The organism is Euryhalocaulis caribicus, assembly GCF_000412185.1.
In the GTDB taxonomy this organism is placed as follows: domain Bacteria; phylum Pseudomonadota; class Alphaproteobacteria; order Caulobacterales; family Maricaulaceae; genus Euryhalocaulis; species Euryhalocaulis caribicus.
The window spans coordinates 245,457-264,284 of sequence record NZ_ASJA01000001.1 but is presented as its reverse complement, the minus strand read 5'-3'; the positions used below and the strand labels follow the sequence as shown (position 1 = coordinate 264,284).

Genomic DNA, 18,828 nt, shown 5'->3' with positions numbered 1-18,828 from the left:
CCGGCGCATTGCCGGGGCTTTTCCTGTCTGGGGTCAGTGCCCGATCAGGACGGATTGATATGCAGGTCCATCGTGATTTCAGCGTTCAGCAGCTTCGAAACCGGGCAATTTTCCTTGGCCGTGTTGGCCGCCTTTTCGACGGCGTCATCTTCCGCGCCGGAGGCGAAAACCGACACATTCAGATCAACGGCGGTAATGGTGAACCCGCCATCATCGCTGATCAGCTTCACCGACGCCGCGGCGGAGATGTTGCTGGCGGCAATGCCCGCCTGCTCCAGCTCGTTAGCCAGCGCCATGGAGAAGCAGCCTGCATGGGCGGCGCCGATCAGTTCTTCCGGGTTCGTGCCCGGCTCGTCCTCGAACCGCGTATTGAATCCGTAAGGCGAGGCGTCCAGGACGCCGCTTTCGGTTGAAATACGGCCCGAGCCTTCTTTAAGCGTGCCGGACCAGACAGCAGAACCTGTGCGAGTAGCCATGAGAGTATCCTTTTTGGGTGGCGTTATTCTCGCCGTAAACAACGCGCGAAGCGGCAAACCGGTCCCGACAGCCTGATACACCCAAAGAAAAAGCCCCGGCGAAACGCCGGGGCTTTCCTTTAAACAGACCGTGTTCGCGGTAACTACGCGTCCACGTGTTTCGCGTCGGCCTCATCCAGAACGCCGCGGCGAATCTGGTCCAGCTCGATGGATTCGAACAGCGCCTTGAAGTTGCCCTCGCCGAAGCCTTCATTGCCCTTGCGCTGGATGATCTCGAAGAAGATCGGACCAATCGCGTTCTGGGTGAATATCTGCAGCAGCAGGCCCTGATCGTCGGTCGGCGCGCCATCCACCAGGATATGGTTTTTCATCAGGCGCTCGGTATCCTCGCCATGGTTCGGGATACGCGTCGGAAGCTGCTCGTAATAGGTGTCCGGGGTGGACTGGAACGGCGTATCGGCGCCGCGCAGATCCTCCACGGTCTGATAGATGTCGTCCGTGCCCAGCGCGATGTGCTGGATGCCTTCGCCGTTATATTCCTTGAGGAATTCCTCGATCTGGGATTTGTCGTCCCGGCTCTCGTTCAGCGGAATGCGGATATTCCCGTCCGGAGACGTCATGGCGCGGGACAGCAGGCCGGTCAGCTTGCCCTCAATGTCGAAATAGCGGATTTCGCGGAAATTGAAGATGTCCTCATAGAAGGACGCCCACTTATCCATGTTGCCGCGCAGAACATTGTGCGTCAGATGGTCGATATAGGTGAGGCCCGCGCCGCCCTTGTCCTCTTCCCCCGTGCCTTCGAATGCCTGGGCGAAGAATTCGTCTTCCTTGCCGTTCTCGATGAAATAGATCAGCGAACCGCCAATGCCCTTGATGGCCGGCGCGGCGCTGGTCCACAGACCGCCTTCGGCCGCTTCCGCGCCGCGCTCCAGCGCGCCGTCAAAAGCCGCCTGAACATCGTCGACCAGAAAGCCCATGGCGTTCGCGCCGGCCTTGTGGACGTCGCGGAAATCGGCCGCCTGGCCGTCGCCGGAATTGATCAGGAAGCTGATCCGGTTTTGTTTGAAGCGCGTCACCGCGCCGTCCGAGGTGCGGCCGACCGGGGTAAACCCGAGGCGCTTGAACAGCTGGCTGAGTTCTTCGGCGTTACCGGTATATTCAACAAACGCGAAGCCGCGCGTGCCGAGATAATTTTCGTGCAGATCGGCCATGGGGGATACCTCCTGTCTTGGCGGAAGCCTCGATTTAGTTTCAAATGAAACTAGTTTCAAGCCGTCCAACCGCTATATGACTGGATCGTCATGCCGGCCTTCAATCTTTCAGCCTTCCTGCCCTACAGGCTTTCCATCCTGTCGAACCGGATCAGCAATGCGATCTCTCGCACCTACAAGGCGCGGTTCGGCCTGACGGTTCCCGAATGGCGCATACTGGCCGTGCTGGGCGATATTCACGCCATGACGGCGCGCGACATCGCCGAGGCGACGGAGATGGACAAGGTCACCGTTTCCCGCGCCACCGCCAAACTGGTCGAACGTGAATTGATCCGGTCCGAAGTCTCGCCCGAGGACGGCCGAAGCCGCCTCCTGCGCCTGTCGGAAACCGGCCAGTCAATCTTCGACGAGGTGACGCCGCTGGCCAAGACCTACGAAGCCAATTTGATGGAAGGCCTGACCGCCGAGGAACGGGAAACCCTCACCCGGCTGATCGACAAGCTCTATGACCGTATGGATGCGATCCCCGAACCGGACAAATCCGGCAAAGCCTAGCTGCCGCCGTGCTTGCCCACTTCCCAGACCGCGCCCAGCATTTCACTGGCAATATCTTTGGCCGGGCCTTCCAGTGAGGTCGCCATCGTATCGTTCCAGCGATTGAGGAAACCGAACAGAGCGATAACGCCCAGCAATTCCACGATTTCATCATCGGTCCAGTGCGCCTTCAGTTCCTGCGCGATCTCGCCATCGACCGCGTTGGGAACAGAGGATGCGGCCAGCGCAAAATCCAGCGCCGCCTTTTCCCTGTCGGTGAATTTGTCGCTGGTCTTGTAGGTCCAGATTTCCCGCAGGCGTTCGTCGTCGGCGCCAAAATTCTTCGCGCCCAGAACCGTATGCGCCTGGCAATAGCGGCATCCCGCGGCCTGGCTGGAAATGACCGCCAGCAACCGCTTGAAGTCGGACGGGATCGGCCCGGCCATCGCCGCCTTGTTCATATTGACGAAGGCTTCGGCCAGTCCCGGCTTGCGCTGCATCGTCATGACGCTGTTGGGCGCGAAACCCAGCGTTTTGTTGAAGAATTTATAGAGCTCGTCGAGCTCCGGCGTCGCGGCTTCCGGCTTGGGATCGACCAACGGCATCTTGCATCTCCTGTCCTGGGCGAGTCGACAAGCCGGACCCTAACGCGTTTCCTAGGTTCAACCACTCTGCAATCGGCCCGGCGGGAAATTCCCTATGTTGAAGCTCTATTCCTATTATCGCTCCGGCACGTCCTACCGGGTCCGCATGGCCCTGAATTACAAGGGCGCAGAATACGAGAACGCGCCTGTAAACCTGAAAGACGGGGAACAGCATGGCGAGGCCTATCGCAGGCTGAACCCGCAAGGCCTCCTGCCCGCGCTGGAAATGCCCGGCGGCGTTCTGACCCAGTCACCGGCGATACTGGAATGGATCGAGGAAACCTGGCCTGAGCCCGCGCTGCTGCCGGAAGATCCGTTCCTGCGCGCAAAGGTCCGCGCAATCGCTGCGATTATCGGCTGCGACACCCATCCCATCCAGAATCTGCGCATCCTGCTCTACCTCAAGAATGAGCTGGGTCAGCCGCAGGAGACCGTGCAGGAATGGGCGCGGCACTGGATCGCGAAGGGTTTTGACGCGGTTGAACCGATGATTGCCGGCACGGTCGGGCCATTCGCGTTCGGCGAGACGCCCGGCATGGCGGATATCTATCTGCTGCCGCAGATCTACAACGCCCATCGCTTTGGCGTGGACATGGAAGCGTATCCCCGGATCGCAGGCATCGAGTCAGCCGCGGCGGACGTGGAGGCTTTCGCCGCCGCGCACCCTTCGCGGCAGCCGGACACGCCGGACGAAGACTAGGCCGCGGCCGGCTCCGGCGCCTTGCGCATAGGCTGGAGTTTTCCATAGGTCAGGGTCCGCCAAAGCCACTCGAACGGGCCGAAACGGAAAGCCGACAGCCAAAGAACCGAGAACGCCAACTGGAAAATCCAGATCGCCACGACCAGCTGGAACTGCTGCACACGCTCCCACTCGCCGAAGAATCCAAGCCCCGGCGGGCCTGCAAAGACAAAAAACCCGACGAGCGAATGGGTCAGATAATTGGTCAGGGCCATCTTTCCGACAGCGGCGAACGGCGCGCGCACCCATTTAAGGAACGCCGGCCGGCAGGCCAGCATCACCAGGCAGGCATATCCGAACGAGGTCAGCGGGCTGACTAGGAAATTGACCAGGGCGCCGGGGGCAAACTCCGCCGCCGCGAAACCGCTCTCGATATGGTGCATGCCGCCCCACCAGTCCGCCCCGATGCCGACCGGCAGCGTCACTAATGCGCCCGCCATATAGGCCGGAGCGCTCCAGCGGTTGGAGAAAAATCCCCATTTATAGAGGGCCATGCCCCAGACCATGACGCCCAGAAGGCGCGGTCCGAGGAACAGGATCGAGCCGATCTGCGCCTGCAATGCGACCAGAGCGTTTTCGCCCAGACGCTCCAGCCCGCCGGCCTGATGGGCGGCGACCATGTCCGCCACCATCTCAGGCGTGGGCGCATAGCTGGACTGCAACGCGTCTTCCGGCATGTAGCCCAGCGAGAACAGGAAACCCCACCACAACAGCGCGCCCAGGGCGAAAAGCCCCGCGCCGATCACGAACAGACGCCGCGCGCTGAGGCCGCGCATCATCACGGCGATCATGCCCCAGATGGCATAGGGCGCAAGAATGTCGCCAAACCAGATGATGTAGGCGTGGAGCATGCCGAAAAGCAGCAGCCACAGCATCCGCCGGTAATGCACGCGGGCCGCCTGCGGGTCCTTGTCCTCCCCCACCATCAGGACGATTCCGGCCCCGAAAAGGGCGGAGAAAATGGTGATGAACTTCATTTCGAAGAAGACGTGCGCGAAAAACCAGACACTCTGGTTCGCGCCGGTGAAATCCAGCTGGATCGTGGGGTTCATGTAGGCCTGCGACACCATCGCAAAGGCCTGCATATTCATCATCAGAATACCGAGAACCGCGACGCCCCGCAGGGCGTCAATCGACTCGATCCGGCTGGCGCGCGGCGCTGAAAGCATGACGGTCACTCCCCTGACCGGCCCGGAATTCAGGCCATTGCTTACGCATTTGTAATCGGCCAATGACCGCAAGTCACTTGAAAGATGGCCGAATTGGAGCAATAAACGGGACAGTTCAGAGAGGGACACAGGTCAGATGGCCGAGCTCTTTACCCAGATATTGCACATGGTCGTAATGATCGCGCTGAGCATTATCGGCGTGGAATACGAGCCTTCGCGCGATGAAAACGAACCCCGCCGCGTCGAAGCGTCGGTGATGCTTTCCCCTGCGCTCTATGCCATCCCGCAAGGCCGCAGCGCGGAATTCGAGTTCGTCGTCAATGGCTGCGACAGCCGCCCGGCCGCCGTTAAGTCCTATGACGCCGAAAAGCCCCTTTTCATCGGCGTGACCGGATATCAGTCCTAGAATCCACAGTCATTTTCGGACCTTGCTGCAACGCCCTCGCCCCGCGGGGGCGTTTTCGGTTACAAAGCTCCCCTTGAATTTCTCGGAGGGTCCGCATGGCTGCGAAAGACGCGCCCCGGGACGTCATCGACGTCGAACCGCTTGAATCGCCGGCGAAAGACCGCTCTCTGACGCGCGTCGACGCCGAACCCGCCAAGGATAGCGCCCCGGATACGCCCAAACCTTCGGGCGGCGGATGGATCCTCATGCTGGGTTTCTGCCTGTCCATCCTGTGGATCGGCGGCGCTTCCGCCTACATTATCGGCTTTTCGGGGATCACCGGCGTTGCGGATCTGTCCCCTGTGCAGATGGCGGGGCTGGGGTTTGTACTGGCCGCGCCGGCGCTTTTCATCATCCTGGCGGCGCTGGCGGCGCGGCAAATGGCCCGGTTCGGCGCGCAGGCCCGCGCGGTGGAGCTGGCTTCCGCCCGGCTTTTGAGCCCGGCGGACGCGGCGGAGGGCCAGGCGCGCACACTGGCTGACGCTGTCAGCGGCGAAATTGGGCGCATCAACAAGGCGATGGAGTCCGCCCTGGCCCGATTGGGGGCGATCGAGGAAGTGCTTCGCCACCATAGCGATGCGATTCAGGACGCCGCCACCAACGCCTCTGAACGCTCGCAAGTGCTGATTGGCGATCTGAAAGCGGAACGGACCGCCCTGTCCGAACTCGCCGATACGCTGGACGCGAAGGCGAAGGCGGTCGCGGACGCCATATCAGAACAGTCAAATATGGTCGCACGCGCCGCGGAACTGGCGGAAAGCGCCGCGGCGGAAGGCGAAACCACGCTCAGCGAGGCGGCAAAATCCCTGCTGGACGCCGCCGAAACCACGCTGAAACGCACGACAGAGGCCGGAAATTCGCTTGAAAGCGGCCGTTCGCGGCTGCTGGACCTGTCGGAATCGCTCCAGAAACAGCGCGAAACGCTCGATAAAACCTATTCCGATCACCGCTCACACCTCGATTCCGCATCGGAATCGCTGCGCAAGGAGCAGGACAAGATCGCCGCGTCGCTGGATTTCCACCGCGCGGAGCTGGATTCCCTTACCCGGATCGCCCGCAAAGGCGCCCAGGAATTGCGCGACGCCACAGAATCCGGCGGCGGCGCCATGCAGGGCGCGGTCGAAACCGCCATCGAACAGGCCCAGCGATTTACCGATATCGTGCGCAGCCGCACCCGGGAGGCCGCGGATTATTCCAAGGAAGAGCTGGAAAGGCTGAATTCCGCCGCGGATCGCGCCCGCCAGGCCAGCGAGGAAGCCCGCGACGCGCTGCGTCAGCAGGCCGATGATCTGCGCGCCCAGATCGAAAAGCTCAACGAATCGACCTTTGAGGCCGCCACGCGCACCGACGCGGCGCTGCAACGTCAGCTCGATGACGCCGCCAAGGCGGTCGAACGCGTCTCATCCATGTCGGATGAGGCGGACCATGCGCTCGCCAAACGGTTCGACGCGTCCATGGAAGCCTGGCGCGGACGCGTGGAGGAGCTGGAAAACCGCTTTGCCGCCATGCAGGTCTCTCTGGACGCCTTCCCCAATTCGGCCCGTCAGCGCGTCACCGAACTGGAAGAGACGGTCAAAGCCGGTATTGAATCGCTCAACAAGGCGGCCCGCGCGTCAGCCGAAGACGCCAAGGATATCGACTTCGCTCTGCAGGCCCGCATGCGCCAGAACTACGAACTTCTCAGCGAATTCGTGTTGCGCATGGGCTCCGTTGCCGGCGGTTCGCGGCCGCCGGAGGCGCGCGACGACAATCTGCCCGATCCGCTTTCCCGTGCGCCAAGCGGCGCGCCCGGCCCGGACCCCGCCGCGGGCGACCGCGCCTGGCGCTGGCGGGACCTGGTGTCCGACCTGCGGGAGCGTGAAGCCCCTGCGGCCCCGTCGGAACAGCGGCCGCTGGACGCTTCCGACGTGCGCGACGAGGTGGTCCGCAAAGCCGTATCCGCCCGCCGCACCAGCGGCATCGGGGCGATGCGGGAAGCCGTCAGCAACGCCATGGAGGGCCGGATTGAAGAGTTGCAGGCGCGCATGGAGCGTCAGTCCGAGCTAAAGACCGAGGCGCGGCGGCTGGTGGATGAACTGGAGCCCGAAATTTCACGCGCAGCGCGTCAGAATGAAGCCGCGGCGCTGGAAACCTTGCTGAGCGACGAGCGTGGCCGCGCCTACTTGCTGGCCTCTGCGGCGTTGGGCGACGCCTGAGAAATTTCCTCCGCCGTCCAGGCGATCAACTCTCCGTTCACCTGCCCCATCGCCGCGTTAAACGCCTGCACGATTTCCCCGACACGATTGGTCGAGGCGCGGCTTTCCGCCTCAAAGCGGCGCGAAGCCAGAAGGTCGCGTCCCTTGGTCTTCACAAGGCGCGCGGTGATGGAAACATCCGCCACGGGCGCAGACTCCATGCCGTTGCGGTAATCCGCCTCGAAACGGTGAATTTCCAGGGCAAGCTCATAATCGGCGGAGATGCCGTCCCTGGGGCGCGCGGCCAGGAAAGCGCCGTCCGTATTCTGTAATTCCTCGATCACGGCGTTCTGGATCAGCCCCGGCGTCGCCTCTACCCAGCGCACGCCCGAGGCGTAGGCCAGCGTGGCGTCGCTCTGCTGGATCGCAATCGTGTCCCCGCCCAGTGCGCGCGGAGCGTCAGGGCGCGAGACCAGCACCGCGACCGGCGTCTCGTGATTTTTCACCATGACCGCCGGCGCCGACCCGGCCGGCTCCAGCCGATAGAAAGCTGAAGGCTCCGCCTCAGGGAAAATCAGCGACGAGCAACCGCCAAGAAGCGCGGCGCAAGCGAAAGGCAGAAGTACTCTCATCGGGGGATTTCCACCTCTTTCTTGGGCGAGCCGGCAATGAAGCTGGACGGATTTTCCTCAAACTCCCCGACCATCCGGTCAAGGGATTCCGTCAAGCGCCGAAGGTCGGACATCAGACGGCTGACCTGGGCCGTGCTTGTGCCCGTGAATTCATTCAGGGTCGCGTCCGCGCTATTGGCGAAATCGCCGACTTCCTTGGCCGTGTTCTGAATTTCAGCAGCAGCGGCTTCAATATCGGCAATGGCGTCGCGCACGTCGCTATTGAGCACGTCATCGCCGGACTCGGCGATTTTCGTGATGCTGTCAGCGGCCTGTTCCAGCTTGGTGATGGCCGAGGCCGTGCGCTCGAACAGATCCTTGTTCGCCCTGATCTCGTCGGTCACTTCGCGAATATTGGTCATCGTGCGGGAGAATTCGTCGACATTCTCCTCGCTCAGAATGTCCTGAACGCGCTGCAGGGTTTTCTCCGCCTCGTTCATCACGCCTTCGGCATTGGCGACAAAGCCTTCCAGCGGACTTTCCTTGGCGAAAATGACCGGCGGCGGCCCGCGTCCCGCCTTGCGATGGAGCGTCGGTTCGTCTGGGGTGCCGCCCGTGATCTGGATATACGCCACGCCAGTCAGGCCCTGCGGCTCGATCTGGGCGACGGAATCTTCCTTCACGGGGGTCAGGGCGTCGACACGGATGCGGGCGATGACCCGGTTGGGGTTGCTGGGGTCCAGCCCCAGACGCGTCACTTCGCCCACCTTGATGCCGTTGAAGCGCACTTCGCTGGAATCGCTCAGGCCGCGAACCGGGCCGGTGAACACGACATCGTATTCAACGGTTTCCTGATCGAACGAATATTTGCCCAGCCACACGACAAACAGCGCCACCGCGAGTGACATTACAATCACTACGGCGCCGACAAGGGCGTAATGCGCTCTCGTTTCCACTGGTTAGTTCGCTCCTGATCGTCCCGTCTACAAGACTAGCCGCGCGATTTCGTTCCGTCACGCACGCGAAGCGCGTCCGCGGGGACCGTTGAAATATTCATTGATCCAAGGATGGTCGTTATGAACCAGCTCGCCGGGCGGCGCTACGGCGACGATTTTCTTGTCGGCCAGAACCGCAACGCGGTCACAAACCGCGAAAAGGCTGTCCAGATCATGGGTCACCATCAGAACCGTAAGATCCAGCGTATCGCTGAGGTCATTGATCAGTTCGTCAAACGCCGTCGCCCCGATCGGGTCCAGTCCGGCTGTCGGTTCATCCAGAAAGATCAGATCGGGATCCAGCGCCAGCGCCCGGGCAAGCCCGGCGCGTTTGCGCATGCCGCCGGAAAGGTCGGAGGGCTGCTTGTTGCAGGCCTCGCTGCTGAGTCCGACCATGGAAATCTTCATCATCGCCAGGTCGTCCATGACATCTTCGGGCAGATCCGCGTGCTCCCGCAGGGGCACTTTCACGTTTTCGAGAACCGTGAGTTGGGAAAATAGAGCGCCGGCCTGAAAGAGCACGCCGCGCTTGCGTTCGATGCGCGTGCGGTCGGCGCTTTTCAGATTATGAATGTCCTTTCCGAATACGGAAATTTTGCCCGAAGTCGGCCGGTCCAGATCCAGAATTTCATTCAGCAGCACAGACTTGCCGGAGCCCGAGCCCCCGACCAGTCCCATGATCTCCCCCCGCTCGACCGACAGGTCGACGCCGTCATGCACCACATGATCGCCAAACACGGTCCGCACGCCGCGGACTTCAATGACCGGTTCGTCGCTCACACGCCCATCTCCAGGTACAGAAGCGCGAAAATTGCGTCGATCACCACGACCGCGAAGATGGATTGCACGACGGAAGCCGTGGTGCGTTTCCCGAGCGATTCAACGCTGCCGCCCACATTCAGCCCCTGACGGCAGCCGATCACGGCGATGACGATTGCAAAAACCGGCGCCTTGGCGATGCCCGCCCAGAAATGGCCGATGGCCGTGGTGTCGTACATCCGGCTGATGAAGTAGCCGGGCGAAAATCCCAGATCCCACCAGACCACCATCATGCCGCCGAAAATGCCCATCAGCATCGCCACGAAGGTCAGCAGCGGCATCATGATCAGGATGGCGATCAGGCGCGGGATGACCAGAACGATGTAGGGGTCCAGCCCCATGACGCGCATGGCGTCGATTTCCTGCTGCATACGCATGGCGCCGATTTGCGCCGTGAAGGCCGAATCCGATCGCCCGGCCAGCAGGATGGCGGTGATGATGACGCCGAACTCGCGGAGAATGGAAATCGAAACAAGCTCGACCGTGAAGACCGACGCCCCGAAGAGCGCCAACTGGTTGGCGCCGATAAACGCCACCACCGCGCCGATAAAAAAGGCCAGGGTCGCGACGATGGGAAGGGCGTTCAGTCCCGCCTGCTCCATGACGTGAACGGTCGAGGTCCAGCGTATCTTTTCCGGATGGGCCAGCAGCTTGCCGAACGTGACCACGGTGCGGCCAAAGAAAACCAGCGTGTCGTAGGTCTCGCGAAACGCGGTGACCAGCGCCTGACCCGTGCGCTCGAACAGTTCCACCAGCCCCGGGCCGGAATGCGGTTTTTCGCATCCCTCGCCATGGTGCTCCAGCGCCTCATTGATCAGGCGTTCGGCGTAAGGATGGTCCCCTTCGACCCGGTAAGTTTCAGCATGTTCGGAGGGCCGCCCGAGCATCAGCGCGCCGGACGTATCCATCCGGCCCAGTTCGGAAACGTCGATTACATATTCCCGGACCTCGCCATGCTCGGCTGCATGGTCGATATCCCCGATGACCTCGCGGATTGTGCGCACGGTCCAGTCGCCCGTGGGACGCACCCTCAGGACCCCGTCTTCCGACTCGATGCTTACGCCGGTATCGTCACCCAAGGTCAGGCGCCTCCTCGCGCTCCTCTCACAACGAACCGGCGGCGGCCCGAATCGTCAAGTAAAAGACTTCGCATGGATATTAGCATTCGTCATGAGAGCTGGCCGATCCGCGGCGCATTCCGGATTTCGCGCGGATCGAAAACCACCGCCGAGGTGATCGTCGCCGAAATTTCGGATGGCGCCGCCACGGGCCGCGGCGAGGCCGTGCCCTATGCGCGCTACGGCGAAACAGTCGAAGAAAGCCTGATGCTGGCCCGGGAAGCCGCAGGGGCATTGCGCGCGGGCGCGACCGCCCGCGACCTGCCGGACTCCCTGCCCGCCGGGGCGGCGCGCTCTGTGCTGGACTGCGCGCTGTGGGATCTGGCCGCGAAGCGGGACGGGCTGGACATAGGCGCGGCGTTCGCTGCGCGGCTTGCGGTAGAACCGCCGCCGCGCGGATCGCTGGAGACGGCTTTCACGATCAGCCTGGATACGCCGGAAGCCATGGCGCGCGCGGCCGCAGAGGCGGCGGAACAGCCCTTGCTGAAGGTGAAGCTGGGCGATCCCGGCCTTGATGTGGCCCGCATGGAGGCCATCCGGGCGTCGCGCCCGGACGCGCGCCTGATCGCCGACGCCAATGAGGGCTGGAGCCTGGACTTTCTGAAAGGGTCGGCGGCCGCGCTGGCGGCGCTGGACGTTGCCTTGATCGAGCAGCCCTTGCCGGCCGGTGAGGATGAGGGTCTGGCCGGCTGGGACAGCCCCATCGTGATCTGCGCCGATGAATCCCTGCATGTCGCCGCCGATCTGGACCGCCTTGCGGGTCGCTATGGCGCGATCAATGTGAAGCTGGACAAGACGGGCGGGGTGAGCGCCGCGCTGGAGCTGATCCGGGCGGCGCGGGCGCGCAATCTGCAGGTCATGCTCGGCTGCATGGTCGGCACGTCCCTGGCGATGGCGCCGGCCTGCCGTCTGGCGGAGGCCTGTGGCGCGGAGTTCGTGGATCTGGACGGGCCGCTCCTGCTGGCGCGGGAACGGGAGCCCGGACTGATCTATCACGGCGGCGTCATCGCGCCGTGCCCGTCAGAACTCTGGGGCTAAAAACGCAGCCCGGAGTACAAAATCCGGACCCTGCCGCTTGGAACCGCGCCGCCGGGCCGCTAGCTTTGACGTTCACGTTCCCGTTAGTCCCCGGATCATGCTCAAACGCGCCGAAACAGCCGAACAGTCCACGAAACTCGACGGCGACGCGCCGCTGCGCATCCTGATCGCCGGGTATCGGTCGCACCCCTATGTCGGCGGCCAGGGTGTTTATGTGCGTGAGCTGTCGCAGGCGCTGGCCGACGCCGGGCACGAGGTTCACGTCGCCTCCGGCCCGCCCTACCCGCATCTGGACCCGCGCGTGCGTTTGATCCGCCTGCCCTCGCTTGACCTGTTTTCGGAAAAAAACGCGCTGTTTGCGTTGCGGCCACGCCATTTGAGACGGCTGGCCGATATTTCCGAATATGTTTCGCACAATACGGGCGGTTTCGGAGAGATGCATGCGTTCGGACTGCGTCTGCAACATTATCTGGACGCCAATCCCGGCCGCTATGACGTGATCCACGACAATCAGAGCTTTTCTCAGCCCCTGCTGGCCATTGCGCGGCGGCATGCGCCGGTCGTGGCGACCTTGCATCATCCCATCACCCGCGATCTGCAACTGGCGCTGGACCGCGCGCCCGGCATGTTCTCCCGCCTGTTGCTGAAGCGCTGGCACGCCTTTGTGAAAACGCAGACGCGCGTGGCGCGCGCCCTGCCGCATATATTGACCGTCTCGGAGGCGTCGAAGCGCGCGTCCATAGAGGATTTCGGGTTACGCGCCGATCAGCTTCACGTCAGCCATAACGGCGTGGACCATGACGTGTTTTGCCCGGCGCGTGATACGGCGTTCGAGCCCGGCATGATCGTGACGGCGGCCAGCGCCGACACGCCGTTGAAAGGCCTGGAGCACCTGATCCGCGCCTTGCCTGACGTTCTGGAACGCCGGCCGGACGCGCGCCTGACGGTTATCGGCCGGCTGCGGGAAGGGCCGGCAAAAAAAGCCATGGAAGCTCTGGGACTGGAGCAAAGGATCGATTTCGTCTCCGGACTGGAGACAGCGGAGGTCGCCGATCTGTACAGGAGGGCGCATGTGGTTGCCGCCCCGTCCCTGTTCGAAGGTTTCGGCTTTCCGGCCGCAGAGGCGATGGCGTGCGGCGCGGCCGTGGTTTCCAGCGATGGCGGCGCGCTGCCGGAAGTGGTCGGCCCGGAAGGGCGGATTGTGCCCGCGAAGAACCCGGCGGCGCTGGCGGCGGCGCTGGCCGATGTTCTGACCGATGACGCAGAACGGCGGCGGCTGTCGGAATATGGCCTGAAGCGCGCGCGGTCGCAGTTTCGCTGGGACCGTCACGCGCGTGACGCTGTCACGCTCTACCGTCAGGCAATCGCGCATGCTCACAGTTTCGCTTGACGCCCTGCGCCTGACGCCGGGCGCGCGTGTCCTGGACCTTGGCTCGGGAGAGGGCCGGCATCTGCATGCGCTGTCCGTGCTGCCGGGGGTGACGGCGGTGGGTCTGGACCTCAGCGAAGCGGACCTGCTGAAATCCCGTGAATCATGGCGCGGCCTGTTCCCCGATGCGCCGCTGCGCATCGCTTGCGGCAATGCCGGGCGCCTGCCCTTCCCCGATGACGCGTTTGACGCCGTGATCTGCTCGGAAGTTCTGGAGCATCTGCAGGACTGGCGCGCGGCGGCGGCGGAAATCGCCCGCGTGGTGAAGCCCGGCGGGCGTATCGCGCTTTCCGTGCCGCGTTTCTGGCCGGAAGCTGTGTGCTGGAAACTGTCCGAGGGTTACCCGAACACGCCGGGCGGACATGTTCGCATTTTCCGCAAGGCGCAGTTGACGGGAGAGGCCGAGGAGCTGGGCTGGCGCTTCCTGCGCAGCCATTACGCGCATGGTTTGCATGCGCCCTATTGGTGGTTGCAATGCCTGGTCTGGGAGCGGCGGGAAACCCATGCGGCCGTCGCGGCCTATCGCCGCTTTCTGGAATGGGACATTCTTGAACAGCCGCGCCTGACGCGGTGGCTGGACGCCGCGCTGAACCCGATCATGGGAAAAAGCCTGGCGCTGTATTTCGAGGCGCCGGAATGAGCGGACTGAAAATTCACCGGGCGGCGGACTGGATAGAGCGCCTGCAGGACGGCGATGGCGCCATCTGGTGGACCGAGCGCGGGCTGTTCGATCCCTGGAACCATGTTGAAAGCGCCATGGCGCTGGCTGCAGCCGGACGTCTGGCCGCCGCCCGGAAGGCGTTCGAGCACCTTCTGGATAGCCAGGAAGAGGATGGCGGCTGGATCGGCGATCTGGGCGCGGCGGCGCCGATGGACGCCGATAATCGCCGTCTGGTGACCGATGGCGCGCCGAAGCTGAAAGAAACCAATTTCGCCGCATGGTCCGCCGCGGGCGTCTGGCATCTCTATCTTTGCACAGGCGAAAAACGGGATCTGGACCGGTTTGGCGAAATGAGCTTGCGAGCCTGCCGCTTCGCGCTGGTCCTGCAATCCGAACATGGCGAGATCGCCTGGAGAACGCCGGACCCCGGCGAGGCGTTCGAGCAGGTTGACGCCCTCTACGCCGCCAATTGCGCAATCTATATGGCGCTGGGCTGCGCGGTGGAAATCGCCCGGTCTCTGGGCAAAGGCCATGACGATCTGACGGCGGGGCGAAGCCGGCTGAAGACGGCGCTGACCGCCCGCACGGACCGCTTTGACCGCACCTGGCCCTCAAAGGCCCGCTACGCCATGGATTGGTACTATCCCGTACTGTGCGGGGTGCTGACGGGCCAGGACGCCGTGGACCGGCTGGAATCGCGCTGGATGGAGTTTGTCGAGCCGCGCGAGGGCTGCCGCTGCGTTTCCGAGGAGCCCTGGGCGACCGCGGCGGAGACAGCGGAGCTGTCCATCGCCTGTGCGCAGGCCGGACGGCCGCTGGCGGCCAGAGGGCTGCTGAAGCCAGTCGCGGCGCTGCAGGATGAATCGGGCGGCGTATGGATGGGACGCCAGTTCGCCCTGGACGTCATCTGGCCGGAAGAACGGCCCAGCTGGACCGCCGGGGCGGCGATCCTGGCTGAACACGCATTACAGCCCCGCTCGGCAACGGCGCGGCTGTTCGGCGTCAGGTCACCCGCCGAAGCGCTATAAGCGCCTCCTGACGCTCGGCGGGCTCAAAAAGCCCGGAAGCGATTGCGCGGCGATAGATTTCCATGGGCGGGCGGCCGCCATCGCCCGGGACCGGGTGAACGTCATGGATCAGAAGATAACCGTCCGGCGCGACATGTCCGGCCCAGCCGCGCCAGTCGGCCAGCGCCGCCTGCATGCTGTGCCCGCCATCAATGAAGACCAGCGCCAGAGGCGTGCGCCAGTTCCGCGCGGCGTCGCGGGAGCGTGCGACAACCGGCGTCACGCACCCCTCCAGTCCGGCATGGCGGATGGTCCGCAGGAAGACCGGAAGCGTATCCAGACGGCCCGCGGCGGCGTTCCACAGCTCCGCGTCGTGCCACTCCCAGCCCGGTTGGTGTTCTTCAGATCCTTGATGATGATCGACGGAGTAGAGCCGGCTTCCGGCATCGCGCGCGGCAGCGCCCAGATAGCAGGCGGAGCGGCCGCAATAGGCGCCAACCTCCAGCAGCGGCCCCGCCGCGGCCGCCTTTAATCCGTAGCGATAGAGAAGCGCGCCATCGCCGCTGGACAGAAAGCCCTTTACGCTTTGGGGATCGAAACCGCCGAAGTCCAAGACGAGCCGGTCAGCTGACCGCAGGCGCGGGCTGCAGCGACCGGCGGCGGTCAGCCAGAGCATCGGCCAGCGCGGCCATCCGCTCCGCCGTATCGCCCAGAGAAGACACGGCCCGGTCCAGCGTGTTGCGGCTGCCCAGCCCGTCCGGTCCGGCCTGGTCCAGCACCGACGTGAAAAACATTTCAATGCGTATGGCGCGCTGGGCCGAGGCTTCGAGAATTCGCAGGTCTTCGGTCAGGGACGCCGGGTCCCCAGACCCGGCGGCAACGCTGGAGGCCGCGTCGTTCAGCGCCGTCATGAGGGTCTGGGCGTCACGAATATCGGTGAGAAGCGCCGCCGTCCGGTCCGCCGCGCCGGCGCCGGCGTTATCCAGATAGGATTGATAGGGATTGGACGCCGCCTCTTCGGACTTTCCCGAGACGCCATGCAGCAACATGTCCGCCCAGCGCCGCGCCCGCTCGCCCATGCCGTCCGCTTCAACCCAGCCGCGCTCTTCGGAGAGGATTTCCAGCTCCAGCGCGAGGTCGCGCAGGCTTTGTTGCGCGTCCGTCAATTCCACCGGGGCCGCGTCACTTTGTCCCTGGCTGAGGTCCACAGTGGTGCATGCGCTCAGAGTGAAAAGCGCAAACAATGCGGTGAGAAACAGGGCGACGCTTGAAAGGCTCACGGGGATTCTATCTCCATCATCATCAGTATTGTCCCCGGCGCGCCGTTTATTTGACATGGCGGCATTGCGCATTCCAGCAAGCGTAGCATAGGAAAGCTGATATCTATTCGATCTGGCCAGAGGATTCCCGTCTTGAGCGAACAAAAACGCCGCGAGCTTTACCCCGAACTCGAACCGCGCAAGACAGGCCATCTTCCTGTTTCTCACGGCCATGAAATCTATTGGGAAGAATGCGGCGCGCCGGACGGGTTGCCGGTCATTGTCATTCACGGCGGACCGGGCGGCGGCGTGACGCCGGCCCTGCGCCGCTATTTCGACCCCGAACGCTGGCGCATTTTTCTGTTCGACCAGCGCGGCTGCGGCAAAAGCCGTCCATTCTCCAAACTTGAGGAAAACACCACCTGGCGCCTGATCGAGGACATGGAAGCGATCCGCGAAATGGCGGGCGTGGAGAGCTGGACCCTGTTCGGCGGGTCCTGGGGATCCACGCTGGCGCTGGCTTATGCCGTCACACATCCCGACCGGACGGACGCCATGGCGCTGCGGGGCATCTTCCTTCACACGCAGGACGAACTGAACTGGCTGTACCGCGACGGCGCGAACCGTTTCTATCCGGACGCTTGGGAGCGCTTGATGGCGCCGCTGACGGACGCGGAACAGGAAACGCCGGTCGCCGCCTATCACGAAAGACTGATGGCCAACGACAAGGCCGTGCGCATGGAAGCGGCCATGGCGTGGACGCGCTGGGAAGGCGATCTGCTTTCAATCGGGGGGCCGGAGGTTCGCCCGGAGGATTTCGATTCCAGCGAGTTCGCGGACGCCTTTGCGCGCATCGAAACGCATTATTTCACCAATGGCGGGTTCTTTCCGGAAGACGGTTGGCTGCTGACGCAACTGCCGAAGCTCGACGGCATTCCGCTGCATATCGTCAATGGCCGCTATGACGTCCTGACGCCGCCTCACATGGCGACGCGCCTACATAAAGCGGTGCGCGGATCCACGATCGAATACATTCAGGACGCCGGCCATGCATCGTCCGAGCCCGGAATTATCGATGCGCTGGTGCGGGCGACCGACGAAATCGCCGGCCGCCTTTCCAGATAGGGCCTAGCTGAAGAACTTGTTGGCCAGGCCGCCGACAAGGATGACCGCGACGCCAACCGGGACCACGAACTTGACCAAGATGTACCAGATGTTGCGCATCGAGGGCGATGCGTGGCTGAGCTCGGACATCAGGTGCTCGCGCTTCACCACCCAGCCGGCGAAAATCGCCACCAGCATCGCGCCCAACGGCAGCATGATGGAGCCCGTGACGAAGTCGACGAAGTCCAGATACTGCAGCGAATAGGCTGAACCCGCGCCCATCATGAAGACGCAGACGCCGATCACCACGGCGGCGGCGCGGCGATTGAGGCCGGTTTGCTCCTCAGCCCAGGACGCGCCGGTCTCCATCAGCGAGATGGAGGAAGTCACGGCGGCGAAAAGCGCCAGAAGGAAGAATACACCGGCAACGATGGAGCCGCCCGGAACCTGCGAAAAGGCGACAGGCAAGGTCTGGAAGAACAGACCCGGTCCGCCCGCCGGATCCAGCCCGGTGGCGAAAACCAGCGGGAAGATCGCGAAACCGGCGATGATGGCGACCAGAGAGTCGGAAAAAGCGATAAAGCCCGAAGAGCCCACAATATTCTGGTCCGGGTTCAGATATGCGCCATAAGTCATCATCAGGACGGAACCGACGCCGACCGAGAATAGCGCCTGCCCCAGAGCCACCTGCACGGTCGTGAAGGTCACCTGAGAGAAATCAGGGCGGAGAAGGAAGCTGGCGGCCTGCCCGACATCGCCTTCAATCAGCGCGTAGGCGACAACGCCCAGCAACATGATGAAGAAAGCAGGCATCAGGAATTTCACCGCGGCTTCGATGCCGCGCTTGATGCCGCGCGCAATAATGAAGACCGTCAGAGCCACAAAGGCTGCATGATAGAGCAGCTGGCGGCCGGGATTGCTGGTCAGTTCGGAAAACTTCGCCTGGATCTCCTCCGGAGCGCCAGATGCGAAGTCCCCGGAGAAGGCAAATTGCGCGTAAGCAATCACCCAACCAGCGACCACGCTGTAGAACGTAACAATGAACAGGGAGGTCAGGATGCCCAGCCAGCCCATGCCTTCCCAACGGCGGCTGCGGCCGCTTTCCTGGGCCAGCGCGCCAATGGTTCCGACAGCAGAATATCCGCCGCGGCGGCCCAGAACATATTCAGCAACCAGCGCCGGGAACGCGACCAGGGCCACACAGAAAAGATAGATTATGATGAAGGCGCCGCCGCCATTCTCTCCGGCGGTAAAAGGGAAACGCCAGAAATTGCCCAACCCGACGGACGATCCGATCGCCGCCATCAGGAATGCAAATCTTGAAGACCAGTGTTCGTGTACGCCGGCGCCGGGCTGAACCATAACCCCTCCCCCATCTATTGTTAGTGGCGGTAA

At 63.3% G+C, this 18,828-nt stretch carries 20 protein-coding genes; 9 read left to right on the top strand and 11 right to left on the bottom strand.

Translation table 11 applies throughout. The features are described from left to right. Positions 1 to 44: 44 nt before the first annotated feature. Entirely contained in the window at positions 45 to 476 is a 432-nt protein-coding gene (locus L338_RS01290) for an OsmC family protein (protein ID WP_022696550.1), read from the bottom strand. Between the two features lie 143 nt (positions 477 to 619). Further along, positions 620 to 1,687, bottom strand: coding sequence for a 4-hydroxyphenylpyruvate dioxygenase (gene hppD, locus L338_RS01285; protein ID WP_022696549.1), 1,068 nt, complete (start codon positions 1,685 to 1,687; stop codon positions 620 to 622). Between the two features lie 90 nt (positions 1,688 to 1,777). Here hppD and L338_RS01280 point away from each other — a divergent pair, with 90 nt between their 5' ends. Next, complete coding sequence (locus L338_RS01280; protein ID WP_022696548.1) at positions 1,778 to 2,242, top strand: MarR family winged helix-turn-helix transcriptional regulator; 465 nt, start codon at positions 1,778 to 1,780, stop codon at positions 2,240 to 2,242. On the opposite strand, the gene L338_RS01275 is transcribed toward L338_RS01280, so the two are convergent. Continuing rightward, complete coding sequence (locus L338_RS01275) at positions 2,239 to 2,826, bottom strand: carboxymuconolactone decarboxylase family protein (protein WP_022696547.1); 588 nt, start codon at positions 2,824 to 2,826, stop codon at positions 2,239 to 2,241. The two genes, L338_RS01280 and L338_RS01275, sit on opposite strands and share 4 nt — an antisense overlap. 97 nt (positions 2,827 to 2,923) lie before the next feature. On the opposite strand from L338_RS01275, the gene maiA reads away from it, so the two are divergent. Continuing rightward, positions 2,924 to 3,565: a maleylacetoacetate isomerase gene (gene maiA, locus L338_RS01270; protein WP_027068167.1), complete on the top strand. Its 642-nt coding sequence runs from the start codon at positions 2,924 to 2,926 to the stop codon at positions 3,563 to 3,565. Here the strand turns inward: maiA and L338_RS01265 are convergent. After that, positions 3,562 to 4,773 (bottom strand): DUF418 domain-containing protein, encoded by a 1,212-nt coding sequence (locus tag L338_RS01265; RefSeq protein WP_022696545.1) that lies wholly within the window; start codon positions 4,771 to 4,773, stop codon positions 3,562 to 3,564. The genes maiA and L338_RS01265 overlap by 4 nt on opposite strands. A 136-nt stretch (positions 4,774 to 4,909) precedes the next feature. Between L338_RS01265 and L338_RS01260 the strand changes: the two genes are divergently transcribed. Then, the gene (locus L338_RS01260) at positions 4,910 to 5,179 is read left to right on the top strand and encodes a hypothetical protein (RefSeq protein WP_022696544.1); all 270 of its coding nucleotides are present in this window, start codon (positions 4,910 to 4,912) and stop codon (positions 5,177 to 5,179) included. A gap of 95 nt (positions 5,180 to 5,274) precedes the next feature. Then, entirely contained in the window at positions 5,275 to 7,413 is a 2,139-nt protein-coding gene (locus tag L338_RS01255) for a coiled-coil domain-containing protein (protein ID WP_022696543.1), read from the top strand. On the opposite strand, the gene L338_RS01250 is transcribed toward L338_RS01255, so the two are convergent. Genes L338_RS01250 through L338_RS01235 form a run of 4 tightly spaced genes read right to left on the bottom strand, consistent with a single transcriptional unit; the run spans position 7,377 to position 10,896 of the window. Beyond that, positions 7,377 to 8,024, bottom strand: a complete 648-nt coding sequence (locus tag L338_RS01250; protein WP_022696542.1) for an ABC-type transport auxiliary lipoprotein family protein — start codon at positions 8,022 to 8,024, stop codon at positions 7,377 to 7,379. The genes L338_RS01255 and L338_RS01250 overlap by 37 nt on opposite strands. Then, positions 8,021 to 8,959 carry an MlaD family protein gene (locus L338_RS01245; RefSeq protein ID WP_022696541.1) on the bottom strand — a complete coding sequence of 313 codons (939 nt, stop codon included), beginning with the start codon at positions 8,957 to 8,959 and terminating at the stop codon, positions 8,021 to 8,023. The genes L338_RS01250 and L338_RS01245 overlap by 4 nt, the downstream gene beginning before the upstream one ends. A gap of 57 nt (positions 8,960 to 9,016) precedes the next feature. Continuing rightward, on the bottom strand, positions 9,017 to 9,778 hold the full coding sequence (locus L338_RS01240) for an ABC transporter ATP-binding protein (RefSeq protein WP_022696540.1): 762 nt from the start codon (positions 9,776 to 9,778) through the stop codon (positions 9,017 to 9,019). Further along, positions 9,775 to 10,896: an ABC transporter permease gene (locus L338_RS01235; RefSeq protein WP_022696539.1), complete on the bottom strand. Its 1,122-nt coding sequence runs from the start codon at positions 10,894 to 10,896 to the stop codon at positions 9,775 to 9,777. Before L338_RS01235 ends, L338_RS01240 begins: the two co-directional genes overlap by 4 nt. Before the next feature lie 72 nt (positions 10,897 to 10,968). On the opposite strand from L338_RS01235, the gene dgcA reads away from it, so the two are divergent. The 4 genes from dgcA to L338_RS01215 all read left to right on the top strand — a co-directional run bounded on the left by dgcA (position 10,969) and on the right by L338_RS01215 (position 15,091). Then, entirely contained in the window at positions 10,969 to 11,973 is a 1,005-nt protein-coding gene (gene dgcA, locus L338_RS01230) for an N-acetyl-D-Glu racemase DgcA (protein WP_022696538.1), read from the top strand. A 97-nt stretch (positions 11,974 to 12,070) separates the two neighbouring features. After that, a complete protein-coding gene (locus L338_RS01225) occupies positions 12,071 to 13,363 on the top strand; it encodes a glycosyltransferase family 4 protein (RefSeq protein ID WP_022696537.1) in 1,293 nt (430 codons plus the stop codon). Further along, positions 13,344 to 14,042, top strand: a complete 699-nt coding sequence (locus L338_RS01220; protein WP_022696536.1) for a class I SAM-dependent methyltransferase — start codon at positions 13,344 to 13,346, stop codon at positions 14,040 to 14,042. The genes L338_RS01225 and L338_RS01220 overlap by 20 nt, the downstream gene beginning before the upstream one ends. Next, on the top strand, positions 14,039 to 15,091 hold the full coding sequence (locus tag L338_RS01215; RefSeq protein WP_022696535.1) for a hypothetical protein: 1,053 nt from the start codon (positions 14,039 to 14,041) through the stop codon (positions 15,089 to 15,091). Before L338_RS01220 ends, L338_RS01215 begins: the two co-directional genes overlap by 4 nt. Here L338_RS01215 and L338_RS01210 read toward each other — a convergent pair. After that, the gene (locus tag L338_RS01210) at positions 15,066 to 15,746 is read right to left on the bottom strand and encodes a class I SAM-dependent methyltransferase (protein WP_022696534.1); all 681 of its coding nucleotides are present in this window, start codon (positions 15,744 to 15,746) and stop codon (positions 15,066 to 15,068) included. The genes L338_RS01215 and L338_RS01210 overlap by 26 nt on opposite strands. After that, complete coding sequence (locus L338_RS01205; RefSeq protein ID WP_152485777.1) at positions 15,694 to 16,350, bottom strand: hypothetical protein; 657 nt, start codon at positions 16,348 to 16,350, stop codon at positions 15,694 to 15,696. The genes L338_RS01210 and L338_RS01205 overlap by 53 nt, the downstream gene beginning before the upstream one ends. A gap of 132 nt (positions 16,351 to 16,482) precedes the next feature. Between L338_RS01205 and pip the strand changes: the two genes are divergently transcribed. Beyond that, a complete protein-coding gene (pip, locus tag L338_RS01200) occupies positions 16,483 to 17,454 on the top strand; it encodes a prolyl aminopeptidase (protein WP_022696532.1) in 972 nt (323 codons plus the stop codon). 3 nt (positions 17,455 to 17,457) lie between these two features. On the opposite strand, the gene L338_RS01195 is transcribed toward pip, so the two are convergent. Next, positions 17,458 to 18,795, bottom strand: a complete 1,338-nt coding sequence (locus L338_RS01195; RefSeq protein WP_022696531.1) for a sodium-dependent transporter — start codon at positions 18,793 to 18,795, stop codon at positions 17,458 to 17,460. Between the last annotated feature and the right edge of the window lie 33 nt (positions 18,796 to 18,828).

Bases quoted from the DNA above. Each gene is read 5' to 3' on its own strand.
- L338_RS01220 (WP_022696536.1), top strand. From the start codon at position 13,344: ATGCTCACAGTTTCGCTTGACGCCCTGCGCCTGACGCCGGGCGCGCGT.
- L338_RS01250 (WP_022696542.1), bottom strand. From the start codon at position 8,024: ATGAGAGTACTTCTGCCTTTCGCTTGCGCCGCGCTTCTTGGCGGTTGC.
- L338_RS01260 (WP_022696544.1), top strand. From the start codon at position 4,910: ATGGCCGAGCTCTTTACCCAGATATTGCACATGGTCGTAATGATCGCG.
- L338_RS01255 (WP_022696543.1), top strand. From the start codon at position 5,275: ATGGCTGCGAAAGACGCGCCCCGGGACGTCATCGACGTCGAACCGCTT.
- L338_RS01280 (WP_022696548.1), top strand. From the start codon at position 1,778: ATGCCGGCCTTCAATCTTTCAGCCTTCCTGCCCTACAGGCTTTCCATC.
- L338_RS01265 (WP_022696545.1), bottom strand. From the start codon at position 4,773: ATGCTTTCAGCGCCGCGCGCCAGCCGGATCGAGTCGATTGACGCCCTG.
- L338_RS01195 (WP_022696531.1), bottom strand. From the start codon at position 18,795: ATGGTTCAGCCCGGCGCCGGCGTACACGAACACTGGTCTTCAAGATTT.
- L338_RS01210 (WP_022696534.1), bottom strand. From the start codon at position 15,746: ATGCTCTGGCTGACCGCCGCCGGTCGCTGCAGCCCGCGCCTGCGGTCA.
- L338_RS01290 (WP_022696550.1), bottom strand. From the start codon at position 476: ATGGCTACTCGCACAGGTTCTGCTGTCTGGTCCGGCACGCTTAAAGAA.
- L338_RS01215 (WP_022696535.1), top strand. From the start codon at position 14,039: ATGAGCGGACTGAAAATTCACCGGGCGGCGGACTGGATAGAGCGCCTG.
- dgcA (WP_022696538.1), top strand. From the start codon at position 10,969: ATGGATATTAGCATTCGTCATGAGAGCTGGCCGATCCGCGGCGCATTC.
- L338_RS01275 (WP_022696547.1), bottom strand. From the start codon at position 2,826: ATGCCGTTGGTCGATCCCAAGCCGGAAGCCGCGACGCCGGAGCTCGAC.
- hppD (WP_022696549.1), bottom strand. From the start codon at position 1,687: ATGGCCGATCTGCACGAAAATTATCTCGGCACGCGCGGCTTCGCGTTT.
- L338_RS01225 (WP_022696537.1), top strand. From the start codon at position 12,071: ATGCTCAAACGCGCCGAAACAGCCGAACAGTCCACGAAACTCGACGGC.